Source organism: Kocuria sp. HMSC066H03 (genome assembly GCF_001812045.1).
GTDB classification, from domain to species: Bacteria; Actinomycetota; Actinomycetes; order Actinomycetales; family Micrococcaceae; genus Kocuria; species Kocuria rhizophila.
The window spans coordinates 688,505-706,841 of sequence record NZ_KV807509.1 but is presented as its reverse complement, the minus strand read 5'-3'; the positions used below and the strand labels follow the sequence as shown (position 1 = coordinate 706,841).

Genomic DNA, 18,337 nt, shown 5'->3' with positions numbered 1-18,337 from the left:
TGGTCCGTCGCGCGCTGGGTCTCAGCCCAGCTCGCGCAGCTTCTTGCGCAGCCGCTTCTCCGACACCGTGTGCGCGGTGCCCAGTTCCTGCGCGAAGAACGAGACCCGCAGCTCCTCCAGGTCCCACCGGATTGCCCTGAGCGCCGCGGGCGTGGGCACCGTGGGCGGCACTGCGTCCAGGGCCGCACGGTACTCGGCCTCGAGGTCGTGGACGGTCTGCATGGCCACGGCGTCGCGCTGCAGGTGCCCGGAGAGCTTGTCCAGCCGGGCGTTGACCCCGGCCAGGTAGCGGGGCAGGTGCTGCAGGGCCTGCCACCCGGTGCGTCCCACGAAGCCGGGGTGGATGAGCCCGTCCACCTGCTCCGCCATGTCCGTGAACGCGGGCACCGCGCCCAGTGAGCCGGGCTTCTTCAGCCGCTTGCGCACCGTGGTGGCCTCGCTCAGCGCGGTGGTCACGAGCGCCGTGACCGCGAAGACCGTGTCGATGAGCTCCGCCCGCACGTGCTCGGCCAGCCGGTCGAACTCGGCCCGTGTGAACGGGGGGTCGTGGGGCACGAGCCGGTCGATCGCCGCGCCCGTGCAGTCGTGGATCAGGGCCTCCACGGAACCGTGGGGGTTCTGGGTGAACACCAGCCGCTCGCGCTGGCTGAGGTGCTCCACCACGTAGCGGTGCACGGACGGCAGCACACGCTGCAGCAGCGCGATCACGCCGTCGCGCTGGGCCGCGCGCTGCTCCTCGGGGTCGCTCAGGATCCGCAGGTCCACGCGCGGGGGCTCCGTGCCCCCCGGCTTTTCCGGCGCCACGGCCACGAGCGTGGGGTAGCCGGTGACCGTCTGCCCCGCCACGGTGGTCTCCACGCTGCGGGGCGGATCCGGCTCGGGCCACGCGCGCAGGTCCGTGCGTTCCAGGGACGCGCTCGACGCCGCCCGCTCGCCCGGATGCGCACCGCCCCGGCCCTTGCGGTCGCCGCCACCGGAGCGACGGCCGCGCCGCGAACCGGACGCGGCGGCGTCGTCGTCCCCGCCGGAGGCCGAGCCTGCGGAGGCACCCGCGGCGTCGTAGAGCTGGGCCGCGGCCTGCCCCAGCGACTGGGCGAGCGCCTCGCGCACGCGCGGACGCAATCGCTGCTTGAGCTCGGTGAGGTCGTCCCCGCGGCCGAGCACCGCGTTGCGGGCGTCCCGGACCTCGAAGCGCATCCGCAGGTGCGGGGGCAGCGTCTCCGGGTGGAAGTCGGAGGCCTGCACGGGGTGTCCGCGCATCCGGCGCAGCACCGTGGCGAGGGCCTCGAGCAGCGAGCCCGAGAGCGGGTCGAACTCCTCGTCCAGCCGGCGCACGGCCGCGGCCGCGGTGTCCGGGGCCGGCACAAAGTTGCGGCGCACTGCCTTGGGCAGGGACTTGATCAGCGCGGTGACCAGTTCCACGCGCAGGCCGGGGATGTGCCACTCGAACTGCTCGGGCGCCAACCGGTCCAGGAACAGCACGGGGATCCGCACCGTGACACCGTCCGCGGTGTCCGTGCCCGGCGCGAACTCGTAGTCCAGGTCCAGGCTGAGGTCCCCCTCGGGGGAGTGCACGTGCCACGAGCGCGGGAACGAGTCCGTGTCCAGAGCCGGAGCCTCCGGGGCGATGAGGTCCTGGGGGGTGAGGTCCAGCAGGTGCTCGTCCTCGTGGCGGGTCTTCTTCCACCACGCGTCGAAGTGTCGCTGCGAGACCACGTGCGCGGGGACCCGGGCGTCGTAGAAGTCGAACAGCACCTGGTCGTCCACGCGCAGGTCCTTGCGGCGCATGCGGTTCTCGAGCTCCTCGACCTCCGCGAGCGCCTTGCGGTTGCGCTTGACGAAGGTGTGCCGCGTCTGCCAGTCGCCCTCCACCAGGGCGTGGCGGATGAACAGCTCCCGGGACAGCTCGGGGTCGATCGAGGAGAACAGCACGGGGCGCTCGCTGACCAGCGGCAGCCCGTAGAGGGTGACCTTCTCGGAGGCCATCACGGCGCCGCGCGAGCGGGACCAGTGGGGCTCGGAGTAGGAGCGCTTCACCAGGGACGGTGCAATCTCCTCGGCCCACTCGGGCTGGATCGCGGCGTTCGTGCGGGCCCACAGCCGGGAGGTCTCCACGAGCTCCGCGGAGACGATCCAGTCCGGGGACTTCTTGAACAGTGCCGAGCCCGGGAAGATCGCGAACCGCGTGCCGCGGGCGCCCCGGTACTCACGGGTGCGCTCGTCCCGCACGCCGATGTTGCTGAGCAGCCCGGAGAGCAGGGACTTGTGGACGTCGTCCTGGTGGGCGGCCACGTCGATCTCCCGCGAGCCGCCCACGTCGATGCCGGACTGGCGGGCGATCTGGCGCAGCTGCGCGTAGAGGTCCTGCCACTCGCGGATCCGCAGGAAGTTCAGGTACTCGCGCTTGCACAGCTTGCGGAACTGCGAGGAGGACAGCTCGGCCTGCTGCTCCTGCAGGTACTGCCACAGCAGCCCGTAGGAGAGGAAGTCACTGGTCCTGTCCTTGAACCGGGCGTGGAACTCGTCAGCGGCCTGGCGCTTCTCCAGGGGGCGCTCCCGCGGGTCCTGGACGGTCAGGGCCGCGGTGAGCACGAGCACCTCGCGCGCGCAGCCGCGGCGGTCCGCCTCCACGATCATCCGGCCCAGACGCGGGTCCACGGGCAGGGCCGCGAGGATCTCACCGGTGCGGGTCAGCGGGCCACGGTGTCCGCCCCGCCGGCCACGGTTCCGGCGGCCGCCACGGGACCTGCGTGCGGGGCGCGACGCCGCGTCGTCGCCGTCCGCCGCACCACCCGGTCCGCGCAGGGCGCCGAGCTCGCGCAGCAGCACCACGCCGTCCTTGACCGCGCGCGGGTCCGGCTTCTGCACGAACGGGAAGTCCAGGATGTCGCCGGGCTCCCGGACCACGCCCACGGAGATCATCTGCAGGATCACCGCGGCCAGGTTGGTGCGCAGGATCTCGGGATCCGTGAACTCGGGGCGGGACTCGAAGTCCTCCTCCGAGTACAGCCGGATGCACACGCCGTCCGAGGTGCGCCCGGAGCGGCCCGAGCGCTGCTTGGCCGAGGCCTGGGAGATCCGTTCGATGGGCAGGCGCTGGACCTTGGTGCGCGCCGAGTACCGCGAGATGCGAGCCGTGCCGGGATCGACCACGTACTTGATGCCGGGGACCGTGAGGGAGGTTTCCGCCACGTTGGTGGCCAGCACGATGCGGCGGTGGGAGGACGGCGAGAACACGCGGTTCTGCTCCGCCATGGACAGCCGCCCGAACAGGGGCAGGATCTGGGTCCCGGCCAGGGAACGGTGGGAGTCGATGACCTTCTGCAGCGCGTCCTGCGCGTCGCGGATCTCGCGCTCGCCCGCGAAGAACACGAGGATGTCCCCGCGCGGCTCGCGGGAGAGCTCCACCACGGCGTCGCACACCGCGTCGATCGGGTCCCGGTCCTCGTCCGCGAGGCCGTCCCCGGTGTCCTCCTCGTCCGGACCGCCGTCCCCGCTGCGCTCCTGCGTGAGCGGGCGGTAGCGGATCTCCACGGGGTAGGTGCGCCCGGAGACCTCGATGATCGGCGCGGGGGAGGGATCCGCATCCGGGTGCTCGGGGTGCGGCTGCGCGAAGTGCTCGGCGAAGCGCTGCGGGTCGATGGTCGCGGAGGTGATGATCACCTTCAGGTCCGGCCGCTGTGGCAGCAGCCGGCGGAGGTAGCCCAGCAGGAAGTCGATGTTGAGCGAGCGCTCGTGGGCCTCGTCGATGATGATCGCGTTGTACCGCGAGAGCGTGGGGTCGTGGCTGATCTCGGCCAGCATGATGCCGTCCGTCATGAGCTTGATCCTGGAGTCCCTGCCCACCTCGGACGTGAAGCGCACCTGGTAGCCCACGGTGGCGCCCACGCGCTCGCCGAGCTCGTGGGCGATCCGCTCGGCGACCGAGCGGGCGGCGATCCTGCGCGGCTGGGTGTGCCCGATCAGTCCGCGCTCACCCAGGCCCAGCTCGAGGCACATCTTGGGCAGCTGGGTGGTCTTGCCGGAGCCGGTCTCACCCGCGACCACCACCACCTGGTTCTCCCGGATGGCGGACATGATGTCCTCCCGGCGCGCGGAGACGGGGAGGTTGTCCGGGTACACGATGCGGGGCGTGGTGATGGGCTCAGTCATGACAACCGTGCAGTCTACGGGCCGCCCCCGACACGCGCAGGGCCGCGCGTTCCCGCCCAGGTGACACGCGAAATTGTCCCTATATGTGAGCTGCGTCTCATTTTCGACCGATCGGCAGGTAGCATCCACTCATCATTGATCCGTGATGGAAGGAACCACCCCATGAAGCGTCTACTCCCGGTCGCCGCGGCGGCCACGACGGCCGCCCTGCTGCTCACCGGCTGCGGCTCCGGCGGCGAGCAGTCGGGCGACGGCAAGGAGACCAAGAAGGTCACCGTGGGCATCTCCCAGTTCGTGGAGCACCCCTCGCTCGACGCCGCGCGGGAGGGCTTCGTGGAGGCTCTCAAGGACGGCGGCTACACCGAGGGCGAGAACCTCACCCTGGACGTGCAGAACGCCTCGGGGGACCAGGCCACCGCCACGAACATCGCCTCCAACTTCGCGTCCTCAGGGGACGACCTCATCCTCGGCATCGCCACGCCGTCCGCACAGTCGCTGGCCCAGGCCGTCACGGACAAGCCCGTGCTCTTCACCGCCGTGACGGACCCGGTGGACGCCGGCCTCGTGGACTTCGCGGAGGCCCCGGGCGGCAACGTCACGGGCACCACCGACATGAACCCCGTGGCGGACCAGATCAAGCTGGTCAAGCAGCTCGAGCCGGGCGCCAAGTCCGTGGGCATCATCTACAGCTCGGGTGAGACCAACTCGCAGATCCAGGTGGACGAGGCCAAGAAGGCCGCCGAGGCCGAGGGTCTCAAGGTCGTGGAGAAGACCGTCACCACCACGGCTGAGGTGGCCCAGGCCGCGGAGTCCTTCGACACCGACGCCATCTACGTGCCCACCGACAACAAGGTCGTGGCCGGGCTGGAGGCCGTGATCTCCGCGGCCGAGGCCAAGAAGATCCCGCTCATCGCGGGCGAGGGAGACTCCGTGGAGCGCGGTGCGCTGGCCACCCAGGGGCTGAGCTACAAGGACCTCGGCAAGCAGACCGGTGAGATGGCGGTGAAGATCCTCAAGGACGGCGCCAAGCCCGGTGAGATGGCCGTGGAGTCCCAGAAGGAGACCAAGCTCATCGTCAATGCCAAGGCCGCCAAGGCCATGGGCGTGGAGATCCCGCAGAGCCTGCGGGACAAGGCCGACCAGGTCATCGAGTAGAACCGGTGATTGCTGGAATCGAACTCGGGCTGATCTACGCGGTCATGGCCCTGGGGGTCTACCTCACGTTCCGCGTGCTGGACTTCCCGGACCTCACCGTGGACCAGTCGTTCACCACCGGAGCCGCCACCTCGGCCATGGTGATCCTCAACGGCGGCAGCCCGTGGATCGCCACCGTGGTGGGTTTCGTGGCGGGCGGCCTCGCGGGGCTCATCACCGCCCTGCTGCACACCAAGGCCAAGATCAACGGGCTGCTCGCGGGCATTCTGACCATGACCGCGCTGTACTCCATCAACCTGCGGCTCATGGGAGGGAAGGCGAACCTCGCGCTGCTGCGTGAGGACACCGTCTTCACCCCGCTGCGCGAGGCCGGGCTGCAGGGCACGGTCACCGGCGTCCTGCTGCTGCTCGTGGGAGTGCTGGTGGTCAAGGTGGTGCTGGACTGGTTCCTCTACACGGATGCCGGTCTGGCCATGCAGGCCACGGGTGACAACCCGGACATGATCCGCTCGTTCGGGGTCAACACGGACGCGCAGAAGATCCTCGGGCTGTGCCTCTCCAACGCCCTGGTGGGCCTCGCGGGCGCACTGATCGCGCAGTACCAGGGCTTCGCGGACATCGGCATGGGCATCGGCATGATCGTGGTGGGCCTGGCCTCCGTGATCCTCGGCCAGGGCATCTTCGGCCACCGCACCGTGGTGGTCGCCACCTTCGCGGTGGTCCTGGGATCCGTGCTGTACCGCCTGGTCATCACGGTGGCGCTGCAGGCCGGGCTGAACCCCTCGGACATGAAGCTGATCTCTGCGGTGCTCGTGGTGGTGGCGCTCGTGCTGCCCCAGATGGCCGTGTTCAAGCGCTGGAAGCGGCGCCGCACGCTCAAGGCCGCCCAGGAGGTGCAGGCGGACGTGGGGAGCAGCACCGAGCACCCCGTGACCGCCAGCATCGCCACAACCTCAGCCGGAAAGGGAGCGTGACCGCATGCTGACAGTCGACGACGTCCGCAAGACGTTCTTCGCGGGGACGGTCAACGAGCGCGTGGCCCTGAACGGGGTGAGTCTCACGGTGAACGAGGGCGACTTCGTCACGGTCATCGGCTCGAACGGCGCGGGAAAGTCTACGCTGCTCAACACGGTCTCCGGGACGATCATCCCGGACAGCGGGGAGATCCGGGTGGGGGAGCGGGTGGTCACCCGGCTGCCCGAGCACCGCAAGGCCAAGTGGATCTCCCGTGTGTTCCAGGACCCCATGAAGGGCTCTTCGCCCACCCTGACCATCGAGCAGAACATGGCGATCGCCCAGCGGCGGGGCCGTTCCCGCGGGCTGTCCCGCGGGGTCACCCGCGCCCGGCGGGAGGAGTTCAGGAAGGAGCTGGCCACCCTCGAGCTGGGTCTGGAGAACCGGCTGGGCGCCAAGGTGGGTCTGCTGTCCGGTGGTCAGCGCCAGGCGCTGTCGCTGCTGATGGCCACGTTCTCCGCCCCGGAGATCCTGCTGCTGGACGAGCACACGGCCGCACTGGATCCCCAGCGGGCGCAGCACGTCACGGAGATCACCGAGCGGATCGTGAACGAGCGCCACCTCACCACGCTCATGGTCACGCACAACATGGAGCAGGCCCTGCGCCTGGGCAACCGGCTGATCATGATGCACGAGGGCCGGATCCTCTTCGAGCTGGACGCCCAGCAGAAGGCGGAGGCCACCGTGGCGGACCTGCTGGCCGAGTTCCGCAAGCTGCAGGCGGCCACGGGCGAGCCGGCACTGGATGACGCTACGCTTCTGGAAACAGCTCGCAGCGCCGCACCGTCGGCCGCCCCCTCCCGGGGCGTCCCCGCCGGTGGCGCTCCCACGGGTGGCTCCTCCGCCGCGGAGGTGGCACCGGAAGGTCAGTGATCACCATGAGTCAGCCCCGCCGCAGACAGCGCCTGACGTCCGTCATCACTGCGGTGGGGCTGATTCTGCTCTTCGTGTGCTGCTTCTCCCTGCCGGAGGGTCTCGCGGCGCTCAGCCAGGCGGCCGCGGACCACGGGGGCCAGCCGCTCACCGAGCGCGGCTGGGTGATGACCATCGTGGGATTCGGCACCCTGTTCGTGGGAGGGATCCTCACGATCGTGGGGGTCGTCCTGCGGCGCACCGCGCCGCCCGAGCCGGTGGCGGAGGACGCGCTGCTCGAGGAGCAGTACGGCTCCGAGTCCGTCATGAACGAGTACGACCCGCTCGAGCTGAACCCGAACTACAGGATCCGCGAGCAGCGGCGCGGTCGGCGCTGAGAGGTGCTGCGGGCCCGGACAGGACGACAGGCCCGGACATGACAACGGCCCCGGGGTCACCGGGGCCGTCGTCAACGGGTGGAGCTTTCAGGGTGCCCGCGACAGGATTCGAACCTACGACCTTCTGCTCCGGAGGCAGACGCTCTATCCACTGAGCTACGCGGGCGTGCCGTGCCGTTCACCAACTGCTCGGCTCGCGACGACAACTCGACGATACTACCAGGTTGCGCGGGTGCACCAATCAGCGGGAGTCGGTGCGGCAGAACCCGCCCGGCTACACTGGCACGGTGACTCCTGAAGAACTTTCCTCCGCTGTGTCCGCATGTCTGCAGGACGCCGTGACCGCCGGTGAGCTCACCGTGGCGGACGGCGTCGACCTCCCGCAGGCGCGGGTGGAGCGACCCAAGAACCGCGAGCACGGGGACTGGGCCACCACGGTGGCCATGCAGGTGGCCAAGAAGGTCGGGCGCCCCCCGCGGGACGTCGCCCAGATCCTCTCGCAGCACCTGTGCGGGGTACCCGGTGTGAAGGCCGTGGACATCGCCGGGCCGGGCTTCCTCAACATCACGCTCGACGCCGCCGCCGCGGGTGAGCTGGCGCAGTCGGTCGTGGAGCAGGGCCGCGCGTTCGGCACCGGGCAGACGCTGGCCGGAACCACCATCAACCTGGAGTTCGTCTCCGCCAACCCCACGGGCCCCATCCACCTGGGCGGCACCCGCTGGGCCGCCGTGGGGGACTCGCTGGCGCGCGTGCTGCAGGCCCAGGGCGCGGACGTGGTGCGCGAGTACTACTTCAACGACCACGGCAACCAGATCGACCGCTTCGCCCGGTCCCTGCTGGCCCGTGCCCGGGGCGAGGCCGCCCCGGAGGACGGCTACGGCGGGCAGTACATCTCGGACATCGCCCAGGAGGTCCTGGCGCTGCACCCGGACGCGCTGGAGGCGGAGGATCCGCAGGAGGTCTTCCGCGCGGCGGGCGTGGAGCTGATGTTCTCCCAGATCAAGTCCTCGCTGCACGAGTTCGGCGTGGACTTCGACGTCTTCTTCCACGAGGACTCCCTGTTCCAGGGCGGTCAGGTGGAGACCCTGCTGGAGCAGCTGCGCTCCTCGGACTCGCTGTACTTCGAGGACGGCGCGTGGTGGCTGCGCTCCACGGAGCACGGGGACGACAAGGACCGCGTGGTCATCAAGTCGGACGGCAACGCCGCCTACATCGCCGGTGACATCGCGTACTTCAAGAACAAGCGGGACCGCGGCGCGGACCTGTGCATCTACATGCTGGGTGCGGACCACCACGGCTACGTGGCCCGGCTCAAGGCCGCGGCCGCCGCCCTCGGGGACTCCCCGGAGGCCGTGGAGGTGCTGATCGGCCAGATGGTCAACCTTGTCAAGGACGGCACCGCCGTGCGGATGTCCAAGCGTGCGGGCACGGTGGTGACCATGGAGGACCTCGTGGAGGTCGTGGGCGTGGACGCCGCCCGCTACTCCCTCACGCGCTACTCGGTGGACTCCAACATCGACATCGACCTGGACGTGCTCACCAAGCGGTCCAACGAGAACCCCGTGTTCTACGTGCAGTACGCGCACGCCCGCACGTGCGCGGTCGCGCGCAACGCGGAGGCCGCCGGCGTCCGTCGTCTGGACGAGGCGGGGGCCCCGCAGTTCGACGCCGCCCTGCTGGAGCACCCCCGCGAGGCGGACCTGCTCGCGGCCCTGGGGCAGTACCCGTCGGTCGTCGCGCAGGCCGCCGAGTTCCGTGAACCGCACCGCGTGGCCCGGCACCTCGAGGCGCTGGCCGGTGCGTACCATCGCTGGTACGACGCGTGCCGCGTGACCCCGCAGGGCGACGGCGAGGTGGAACTCGTGCACCACACCCGGCTGTGGCTCAACGACGCCGTGCGCCAGGTCCTGGCCAACGGGCTGGACCTGCTGGGCGTCTCCGCTCCCGAGCGGATGTGATCCGGTGCCCGAGCAGAGCGTGAGCGGCCACCCGCTCGCCCCCGCGTGGCTGCCCCTCCCACCGGACGCGGCCACTCTGGATCCCGTGGTCTTCACGTCCCAGTACGCCCGGGACGCTTCCGGGTGCGTCACGGTGGACGGGGTCCCGGTCACGGAGCTCGCGCGGCGGCACGGGTCCCCGGCGTACGTGGTCTCGGAGCGCACGTTCCGGTCCCGTGCCCGTGGCTTCCGGGAGGCGTTCGAACGCGCCCTGTCACCGCTCGGGGTGGACGTGGCCGTGTACTACGCGTCCAAGGCCCTGCTCACCTCGGCGGTGGCCCGCTGGGCACTGGCCGAGGGACTCAGCATCGACACCGCCTCCGGTGGGGAGCTGGCCGTTGCACTCGCAGCCGGGGTTCCCGGTGAGCGCATCGCCCTGCACGGCAACAACAAGTCCGCCGCGGAGATCACCACCGCGCTGCGCGCCGGTGTGGGGCGCATCGTGGTGGACTCCCTCGCGGAGATCGAGCTGGTGGCCGCGCTCGCGCGGGAGCTCGGCACCCGGGCCCCCGTGATGGTCCGCGTGACCCCGGGGGTGCACGCCTCCACGCACGAGTTCATCGCCACGGCGCACGAGGACCAGAAGTTCGGTCTCTCGCTCGCCGCCGGCGCAGAGGGCGAGGACTCCCCGGCCCTGCAGGCGGTGGTCTCGTGCCTCGACGCCGCCGACGCCCTGGACCTGCGCGGTCTGCACTGCCACATCGGCTCCCAGATCTTCGCGGCCGAGGGATTCGCCCAGGCGGCCCAGCGCGTCCTGGCGCTGCGGGAGGCCGTGGCCTCCCGCTGGGACGTGGTGCTGCCCGAGGTGGACCTCGGCGGAGGACACGGGGTCGCCTACACCGCCGCGGACTCCCCGCGCGGTGTCGAGGAGATCGCGGCGGACCTCGCCGCCCTGCTCCCGGCCGTCCTGGAGTCCTCCGCGCTGCCGGCACCGCACCTGTCCTTCGAGCCCGGTCGATACATCGCGGGGCCCGCGGGCTGCACGGTGTACACCGTGGGCACCGTCAAGACCGTGACGGTCGAGCAGGGTGTGCAGCGCCGCTACGTCTCCGTGGACGGCGGGATGAGCGACAATGCCCGTCCCGTGCTCTACGGGGCGGACTACACCGCGGTGCTCGCCAACAGGGTCTCCCACGAGGCCCCCGTGCTGTCCCGCGTGGTGGGCAAGCACTGCGAGTCCGGTGACGTGGTGGTCAAGGACGTCTACCTCCCCGGGGACGTCCAGCGGGGCGACCTCCTGGTGGTGCCCGTGACCGGCGCCTACTGCTGGTCCTTGTCGAGCAACTACAACTGGCTCCCGCGCCCGGGCATCGTGGCCGTGGGCGAGGGCGGCACCTCCCGGGAGATCGTGCGCCGCGAGTCCGTGGCGGATCTGCTGGCCCGGGACTGCGAAATCTGACCGCTCGGCGAGATCGACGACGACGGCGTGCGCACCAACCGCGGGCAGCCGTCACGAACCTGCGCGGCGTCGTCGTCCTTGCCATGATGGGGCGGGCATCCCGCGAACACCCGCCCTGCCCAGCTGGACCACCGCCCGGCCGGAGCACGGCGCGGGCAGCCCGCCCGGGGCCGCAGCGCACCACGGCGGCGGCCCACCCCATGTCACCGACACCCGTGAGACCACGGAGGAGCACAGGAGCCATGACCACCACTGCGACGACCACCCACGAGACTCCCGTCCTGAAGGTCGGCCTGCTCGGCGCGGGCACCGTGGGCTCCCAGGTGGCCCACGTCCTGCTCACGCGTGGGGACGAGCTGGCCCTGCGCAGCGGGGTGCGCCTGGAACTGAGCGGGATCGCGGTGCGGGACACGGCCGCCCCGCGGGACGTCGAGCTGCCCGCCGAGCTGCTGACCACGGACGCGGATGCCGTGATCGACGCCGCGGACGTCGTCGTGGAGCTCACGGGCGGGATCGAGCCCACCCGCACGCGCGTGCTGCGCGCTCTGGACGCGGGCAAGTCCGTGATCACGGGCAACAAGGCGCTGCTCGCGGAGTCCGGACGGCAGCTGCAGGACGCCGCGGGTGCCTCGGGCGCCCAGCTGTCCTACGAGGCCGCGGTGGCCGGGGCCATCCCGATCGTGCGCCCCATGCGGGACTCGCTCGCGGGCGACCGCGTGGACCGGTTCCTGGGCATCATGAACGGCACCACCAACTTCGTCCTGGACCAGATGGACACCACGGGTGCCGCGTTCGACGACGCCCTGGCCGAGGCCCAGCGCCTGGGCTACGCGGAGGCGGACCCCACCGCGGACGTGGAGGGCCACGACGCCGCCGCCAAGACCGCCGTGCTGGCGTCCCTGGCGTTCCACTCCAGCTACACGATCGACGACGTCCACTGCGAGGGCATCCGGGGTGTCACGGCGGAGGACGTCGCGGCCGCACGGGAAGCCGGGTACGTGATCAAGCTGCTGTCGGTGGGGGAGCGCTGCGGGGAGGGCGTGAACCTGCGCGTGAGTCCCGTGATGATCCCGCGCCAGCACGTGCTCGGCGGGGTGCGCGGGGCCTACAACGCGGTGTTCGTGGAGGCGGCCTCGGCCGGGTCCCTGATGTTCTACGGACAGGGTGCCGGCGGTGAGCCCACGGCGTCCGCGGTGCTGGGGGACCTGGTCTCCGCGGCACGCGCGATCGCCCTGGGGGCCCAGGGGATCCCGCTCGCGGACCACGCGGGACTGCCCGCGGTGAGCATGGCCGACGTCCGCACCCGGCTGGCCGTGACCCTGGCCGTGTCCGACCGGCTGGGTGTGCTCGCGCGGCTCGCCCAGGTCTTCGCGGACCACGGGGTCTCCATCTCCACCATGCAGCAGAGCGAGGACCCCCGGGTGACCGGAACCTCGATGCTGCGCCTGGTCACGCACGAGGGCCGCCACGAGGACCTCATGGCCACGGTCGAGACGCTGCGCGGCCTCGACGCGGTCCGGGACGTGGTGTCCGTGACCCCGGTGGAGACGGGAGAATAGAGCGCGAACCGGGCGGCGGCGTCGTCGCCCGGCAACCGGTGACCGCCCGGAGGCGGTCGGAGCACGAGCTGAACTGCAAGCACTTGACCCGAGGAGCAACACGGCATGGCACACGTCTGGCGGGGCGTCATCAACGAGTACAGGGACCGGCTGCCGGTGACGGAGCAGACCGAGGTCGTGACCATGGGGGAGGGCGGCACCCCGCTGATCCGTGCGCGGGCGCTGTCCGAGCTCACGGGCTCCACCGTGTGGCTCAAGTTCGAGGGCATGAACCCCACGGGCTCCTTCAAGGACCGCGGCATGACCATGGCCATCACCAAGGCCAAGGAGGCCGGGGCGCAGGCCGTGGTGTGCGCGTCCACCGGCAACACGTCCGCGTCCGCGGCCGCCTACGCCAAGCAGGCCGGGATGCGCAGCGCGGTGCTGGTGCCCGAGGGCAAGATCTCCATGGGCAAGATGTCCCAGGCCGTGGCCCACGGAGCGGACATCATCCAGGTGGACGGCAACTTCGACAACTGCCTGGAGGTCGCCCGCAAGCTCTCCGAGTCCTACCCGGTGTTCCTGGTGAACTCCGTGAACCCGTACCGCATCGAGGGCCAGAAGACCGCGGCGTTCGAGGTGGTGGACACCCTGGGCGACGCCCCGGACATCCACGTGCTGCCCGTGGGCAACGCCGGGAACATCACCGCGTACTGGAAGGGCTACCGCGAGTACGCGCAGGACACCCCGGCCACGTCCGGTGAGGTGCTGCCCGCCGTGGCCACGCGCACCCCGGCCATGTGGGGCTTCCAGGCGGAGGGCGCAGCGCCCCTCGTGCTGGGCCACCCCGTGACGGAGCCGGAGACCATTGCCACGGCCATCCGGATCGGCAACCCGGCCTCGTGGGACACGGCGGTCGCGGCCCGGGACGAGTCCGGCGGACTCATCGACGCCGTCACGGACGAGCAGATCCTGGAGGCGCACCGCTGGCTGTCCTCGCGCGAGGGCGTGTTCGTGGAGCCGGGCTCCGCCGCGAGCGTCGCGGGACTGTTCAAGAAGGCGCGCGCGGGGGAGGTGCCCTCCGGTGCGACGATCGTCGCGACCGTCACGGGCCACGGGCTCAAGGACCCGCAGTGGGCCGTCAAGGGTGCCGAGGCGGAGGATCCGCAGGCGGCGGAGCCCACGCGGGTTCCCTTCGACGTGGTGTCCGTCGCGGCGGCCCTCGGTCTCGCGTGAGCGCCCGGGAATCGGCGCGCCCGGCGGCCCACGGGGCAGGGCGCGTGGACGGCGGCGTGGCACCGGTGGGCGCCACCGTGCGCGTCACGGTGCCGGCGTCCACGGGCAACGTGGGTCCCGGCTTCGACTCCCTGGGCCTCGCACTGGAGCACCGTGACACCGTGAGCCTCACCCGCATCCGCGAGGGCCTGGAGTTCGAGCTGCACGGCGAGGGTTCCCAGGACGTCCCGCGCACGGGCGAGCACCTGGTGCTGCGTGCCGCGCAGGCCGCGTTCGACGCCGCCGGGGCCGGCGTCCTGCCCCCGGTGCGGCTCACGGCCCACAACGTGATCCCGCACGGGCGCGGGATGGGATCGTCCGCCTCCGCGGTGGTGGCGGGTGTGCTCGCGGGCAACGCCCTGCTGCCGGCATCCGCGCGGCTCTCCGACGACGCCCTGCTGCAGGTGTGCTCGCGGCTCGAGGGACACCCGGACAACGTGGCCCCCACCCTCCTGGGCGGTCTGACGATCTCCTGGGAGACGGAAGGGCATTTCCACAGTGTTCCGGTGGCCGTGCACCCGGACGTGGTGCCGGTGGTGGCTGTTCCGGACTTCGAGGTGGCCACTGCGGTGGCACGCGGGCTGCTTCCCGAGACCGTGGCCCACCGCAGCGCGGCGGTCACCGCGGGCCGGGCCGCGCTGCTCGTGGCGGCCCTCGGGCAGCACCCCGAGCTGCTGCTGGACGCCACGCACGACCTGCTCCACCAGCCCTACCGCGCGCAGGCCATGGCGCCCAGCTGGGAGCTCGTGACCGGGCTGCGCGAGCGCGGTCACGCCGCTCTGATCTCCGGTGCGGGCCCCACGGTGCTGACGCTCGCGAACGGTGGGCAGCGGGCGCGAGCGGCGCAGGAGGCGATCGGGGAGATCACCGCGGACCCGGCGTCGTCGACCCGCCGCCACGGGGGCGAGCCCGTGTCGTGGCGGGTGCTTGCCCTGCGGGTGCCCGGCGAGGGTGCTAAAGTGGAGGCATCCACGCAATAGGCCCCGGGTGAGCGTCCGCCTGTCGGATGACGCAGCCCCGCAGTTGAGCCCCGTGCGCAGTGACCCACCGCAGGTGTTCGAAGGCGTCGCCTCTCTGCGATCCTCTCCCGTGAAGCCCCGCCACCTCTGTGATGTGGCAGTTCGCTCGAGCGGGGGATTCGGGGGACTTCATTGCTGATCACGCGTGCTCACCGCGCGTGCCTCTCGTGGCCCGCCGCGCGCGGCCCACACCCACAACGCCGGGCTGCCGGCGATCTGAATGCCGCAGCCCCCACCGAGTCAGAAGGAACCTTCGTGACAGAATCCACCGCCCCCGAACAGGGAACGGAATCCTCCACCGCGCAGAGCACCGGACTGTCCGGTCTCAAGCTCGCCCAGCTGCAGGCGCTCGCCGCGCAGCTCGGCATCACGGGCGCGCGCCGCATGCGCAAGTCCCTCCTCGTGGAGGCCATCGAGGCCCACCAGCGCGGCGGCGCCGTCGCCGAGCGCGACAAGGCCGTCGAGGAGAAGATCCAGCAGACCGCCCGCAAGGCCTCCCAGCGCCACACCGGCTCCGACGACGCCGCTGAGCCCGCCGAGGGCTCGCAGCAGAAGTCCACCGAGTCCGCCGAGGACGAGTCCGGGGACCAGGGCGGCAAGCGCCAGTCCGGTTCGCGGCGCTCCCGCCGCGCCACGGCCTCCGGGGACCGCCACGGCGCCCGCTCCGGCCAGGACAAGAACGATGCGGAGCAGTCGGCCGAGCAGAGCTCCGCCCAGGACGGCTCCGAGCAGCAGTCCGACGAGTCCAAGGACGGCCGCGGCAACCGCAACCAGCGCGGCCGCGGCAACCGCAACGAGAAGTCCTCGCCGCAGGACCGCGACGCCTCCTCGCAGGACGAGAAGTCCCGCGAGGGCAAGCAGGACCAGAAGTCCGGCCAGGACAACCGCTCCGAGGGCGGCCGTCAGCGCCAGCAGGGCGATGCCAAGGACAACGGCCAGGACCAGGGGAACCGCCGCGGCGGCAAGGACAACGGGTCCAAGGACAACGGGTCCGGGGACGGCGGCAACGGCCAGGACGGCCAGAACCGCAACGACCGCAACCGCAACCGCAACGACCGCGGCAACAACGGCGGGGACGGCGAGGGCGGCTCGCGCCGCAACCGGCGCAACCGCAACCGCAACGACCGCAATGACCGCGGCGAGCGCGGGGACCGCAACGACCGCAACGAGCGTCGCAACCGCCGCAACCGGAACAACGGCCCGGACGTGGACGACGTGGAGATCACCGAGGACGACGTCCTGCTGCCCGTGGCGGGCATCCTGGACGTGCTGGACAACTACGCCTTCGTGCGCACCTCCGGCTACCTCCCGGGTCCCTCGGACGTCTACGTGAGCCTCTCGCAGGTCAAGAAGAACAACCTGCGCAAGGGCGACGCCGTGGTGGGCGCCATCCGTGCCCCGCGCGAGGGGGAGCAGCACAACAGCTCCCGCCAGAAGTTCTCCGCGCTCGTGCAGCTGACCTCGGTCAACGGTCGCACGCCCGAGGAGAACAAGGAGCGGGTGGAGTTCAACAAGCTCGTCCCGCTCTACCCGCAGGAGCGGCTGCGCCTGGAGACCGACCCCAAGAAGATCGGTCCCCGCGTGGTGGACCTCGTGGCACCGATCGGCAAGGGCCAGCGCGGCCTGATCGTCTCCCCGCCCAAGGCGGGCAAGACCCTCATGCTGCAGTCGATCGCCAACGCGATCACCACCAACAACCCCGAGGTGCACCTCATGATGGTGCTCGTGGACGAGCGCCCCGAGGAGGTCACCGACATGCAGCGCACGGTGAAGGGCGAGGTCATCGCCTCGACCTTCGACCGTCCCGCGGACGACCACACCACGGTCGCGGAGCTCGCGATCGAGCGCGCCAAGCGCCTCGTGGAGATGGGCATGGACGTGGTGGTCCTGCTGGACTCCATGACGCGTCTGGGCCGTGCGTACAACCTGTCGGCCCCCGCCTCCGGGCGCATCCTGTCCGGTGGTGTCGACTCCGCGGCGCTGTACCCGCCCAAGAAGTTCTTCGGCGCCGCCCGCAACATCGAGAATGGCGGCTCGCTCACCATCCTGGCCACCGCGCTCGTGGAGACCGGGTCCAAGATGGACGAGGTCATCTTCGAGGAGTTCAAGGGCACGGGCAACATGGAGCTGCGGCTCTCCCGCCAGCTCGCGGACCGTCGCATCTTCCCGGCCGTGGACGTCAACTCCTCCGGCACCCGCCGCGAGGAGAACCTGCTGTCCTCCGAGGAGATCAAGATCATGTGGCGCCTGCGCCGCGTGCTCTCCGGTCTGGAGCAGCAGCAGGCGCTCGAGCTGCTCACCAGCAAGCTGCGGGACACCCAGTCCAACGCCGAGTTCCTGATGCAGGTCCAGAAGACCACGCTGGCCGGCCACTAGGAACCGCACCCGCGGTCCGCTCGTTCCACCCGTCGATCAAGGAGTGCCCCACATGTCCGACCCCGTTCAGCCGCTGCTGGATGAGCACGCTCAGCTGCAGCGCGAACTGGCGGATCCCGCCGTGCACGCGGACGCGGGCCGGGCCCGGAAGCTCGGGCGGCGCTACTCCGAGCTCAACGGGATCGTGGAGGCGCACCGTCGGGTGGAACGGCTGTCCGAGGACCTCGAGGCCGCGCGCGAGCTCGGGAGCATGGATCCCGAGCTCGCGGCGGAGGTCAAGCCCCTCGAGGACGAGCTCGTGGAGGCCCGTGAGGCGCTGCGCCGCAAGCTCGTCCCGCGCGACCCGGACGACGGCCGCAACGTGATCCTCGAGGTCAAGGCGGGGGAGGGCGGGGACGAGTCCGCGCTCTTCGCCGGGGACCTGCTGCGCATGTACGTGCGCTTCGCGGAGCAGTCCGGTCTCAAGACCGAGATCCTCTCCTCGACCCCCACCGAGCTGGGCGGCTACAAGGACGTCCAGCTCGCCGTCAAGGGCAGCTCCTCGGACCCGTCCGAGGGGGCATGGGCCCGCTTCAAGTACGAGGGCGGGGTCCACCGTGTGCAGCGAGTTCCCGTGACCGAGTCCCAGGGTCGGGTGCACACGTCCGCCGCGGGTGTCCTCGTGTTCCCCGAGGTGGACGAGCCGGACGAGATCGACATCAGCCAGAACGACCTCAAGATCGACGTCTACCGCTCCTCCGGTCCCGGCGGTCAGTCCGTGAACACCACGGACTCGGCCGTGCGCATCACCCACGTCCCCACGGGGATCGTGGTCTCCATGCAGAACGAGAAGTCCCAGCTGCAGAACCGCGAGGCGGCCATGCGCGTGCTGCGCGCCCGGCTGCTCGCGCACCAGCAGGAGCAGATCGACGCGGAGAACGCCGCGGCCCGCAAGTCCCAGGTCCGCACCGTGGACCGCTCGGAGCGGATCCGCACCTACAACTTCCCGGAGAACCGGATCGCGGACCACCGCACCGGCTACAAGGCCTACAACCTGGACCACGTCCTGGACGGCGCGCTGGAACCGGTGATCGCCTCGGCGGTCGAGCTCGACGAGAGGGCCCGCCTGGAGCAGCTGGGCCAGGACTCGGCGGAGCAGGGGTCCGCGGGTCGGAAGAGCTGA

12 protein-coding genes and 1 tRNA gene are annotated in these 18,337 nt (G+C 71.1%); 11 read left to right on the top strand and 2 right to left on the bottom strand.

Translation table 11 applies throughout. The features are described from left to right. Positions 1-21 precede the first annotated feature (21 nt). Positions 22-4,152 carry an ATP-dependent RNA helicase HrpA gene (hrpA, locus tag HMPREF2833_RS11935; RefSeq protein ID WP_235005043.1) on the bottom strand — a complete coding sequence of 1,377 codons (4,131 nt, stop codon included), beginning with the start codon at positions 4,150-4,152 and terminating at the stop codon, positions 22-24. A gap of 162 nt (positions 4,153-4,314) precedes the next feature. Between hrpA and HMPREF2833_RS11930 the strand changes: the two genes are divergently transcribed. From HMPREF2833_RS11930 to HMPREF2833_RS11915, 4 genes are read left to right on the top strand one after another with little or no spacing between them, the layout of a single operon-like run. Then, positions 4,315-5,307, top strand: coding sequence for an ABC transporter substrate-binding protein (locus HMPREF2833_RS11930; protein WP_047978484.1), 993 nt, complete (start codon positions 4,315-4,317; stop codon positions 5,305-5,307). Between the two features lie 5 nt (positions 5,308-5,312). Next, entirely contained in the window at positions 5,313-6,281 is a 969-nt protein-coding gene (locus HMPREF2833_RS11925; protein ID WP_019309372.1) for an ABC transporter permease, read from the top strand. Between the two features lie 4 nt (positions 6,282-6,285). Further along, positions 6,286-7,194, top strand: coding sequence for an ABC transporter ATP-binding protein (locus HMPREF2833_RS11920; RefSeq protein WP_019309371.1), 909 nt, complete (start codon positions 6,286-6,288; stop codon positions 7,192-7,194). A gap of 5 nt (positions 7,195-7,199) precedes the next feature. Beyond that, on the top strand, positions 7,200-7,571 hold the full coding sequence (locus tag HMPREF2833_RS11915) for a hypothetical protein (RefSeq protein WP_083311058.1): 372 nt from the start codon (positions 7,200-7,202) through the stop codon (positions 7,569-7,571). A 93-nt stretch (positions 7,572-7,664) separates the two neighbouring features. On the opposite strand, the gene HMPREF2833_RS11910 is transcribed toward HMPREF2833_RS11915, so the two are convergent. Then, positions 7,665-7,737, bottom strand: a tRNA-Arg gene (locus HMPREF2833_RS11910). A gap of 121 nt (positions 7,738-7,858) precedes the next feature. Between HMPREF2833_RS11910 and argS the strand changes: the two genes are divergently transcribed. From argS to prfA, 7 genes are all read left to right on the top strand, one after another. Beyond that, positions 7,859-9,529 carry an arginine--tRNA ligase gene (gene argS, locus HMPREF2833_RS11905; protein ID WP_047978494.1) on the top strand — a complete coding sequence of 557 codons (1,671 nt, stop codon included), beginning with the start codon at positions 7,859-7,861 and terminating at the stop codon, positions 9,527-9,529. Positions 9,530-9,533: 4 nt separating this feature from the next. After that, positions 9,534-10,967 (top strand): diaminopimelate decarboxylase, encoded by a 1,434-nt coding sequence (gene lysA, locus HMPREF2833_RS11900; RefSeq protein ID WP_070638438.1) that lies wholly within the window; start codon positions 9,534-9,536, stop codon positions 10,965-10,967. 242 nt (positions 10,968-11,209) lie between these two features. After that, positions 11,210-12,526: a homoserine dehydrogenase gene (locus HMPREF2833_RS11895; protein WP_070638435.1), complete on the top strand. Its 1,317-nt coding sequence runs from the start codon at positions 11,210-11,212 to the stop codon at positions 12,524-12,526. A 105-nt stretch (positions 12,527-12,631) separates the two neighbouring features. Continuing rightward, a complete protein-coding gene (thrC, locus tag HMPREF2833_RS11890; RefSeq protein WP_070638432.1) occupies positions 12,632-13,741 on the top strand; it encodes a threonine synthase in 1,110 nt (369 codons plus the stop codon). A gap of 56 nt (positions 13,742-13,797) precedes the next feature. Then, on the top strand, positions 13,798-14,760 hold the full coding sequence (gene thrB / locus HMPREF2833_RS11885) for a homoserine kinase (RefSeq protein WP_083311057.1): 963 nt from the start codon (positions 13,798-13,800) through the stop codon (positions 14,758-14,760). Between the two features lie 294 nt (positions 14,761-15,054). Continuing rightward, on the top strand, positions 15,055-17,175 hold the full coding sequence (rho, locus tag HMPREF2833_RS11880; RefSeq protein WP_059281182.1) for a transcription termination factor Rho: 2,121 nt from the start codon (positions 15,055-15,057) through the stop codon (positions 17,173-17,175). A gap of 52 nt (positions 17,176-17,227) precedes the next feature. Then, the gene (prfA, locus tag HMPREF2833_RS11875) at positions 17,228-18,337 is read left to right on the top strand and encodes a peptide chain release factor 1 (RefSeq protein WP_019309363.1); all 1,110 of its coding nucleotides are present in this window, start codon (positions 17,228-17,230) and stop codon (positions 18,335-18,337) included.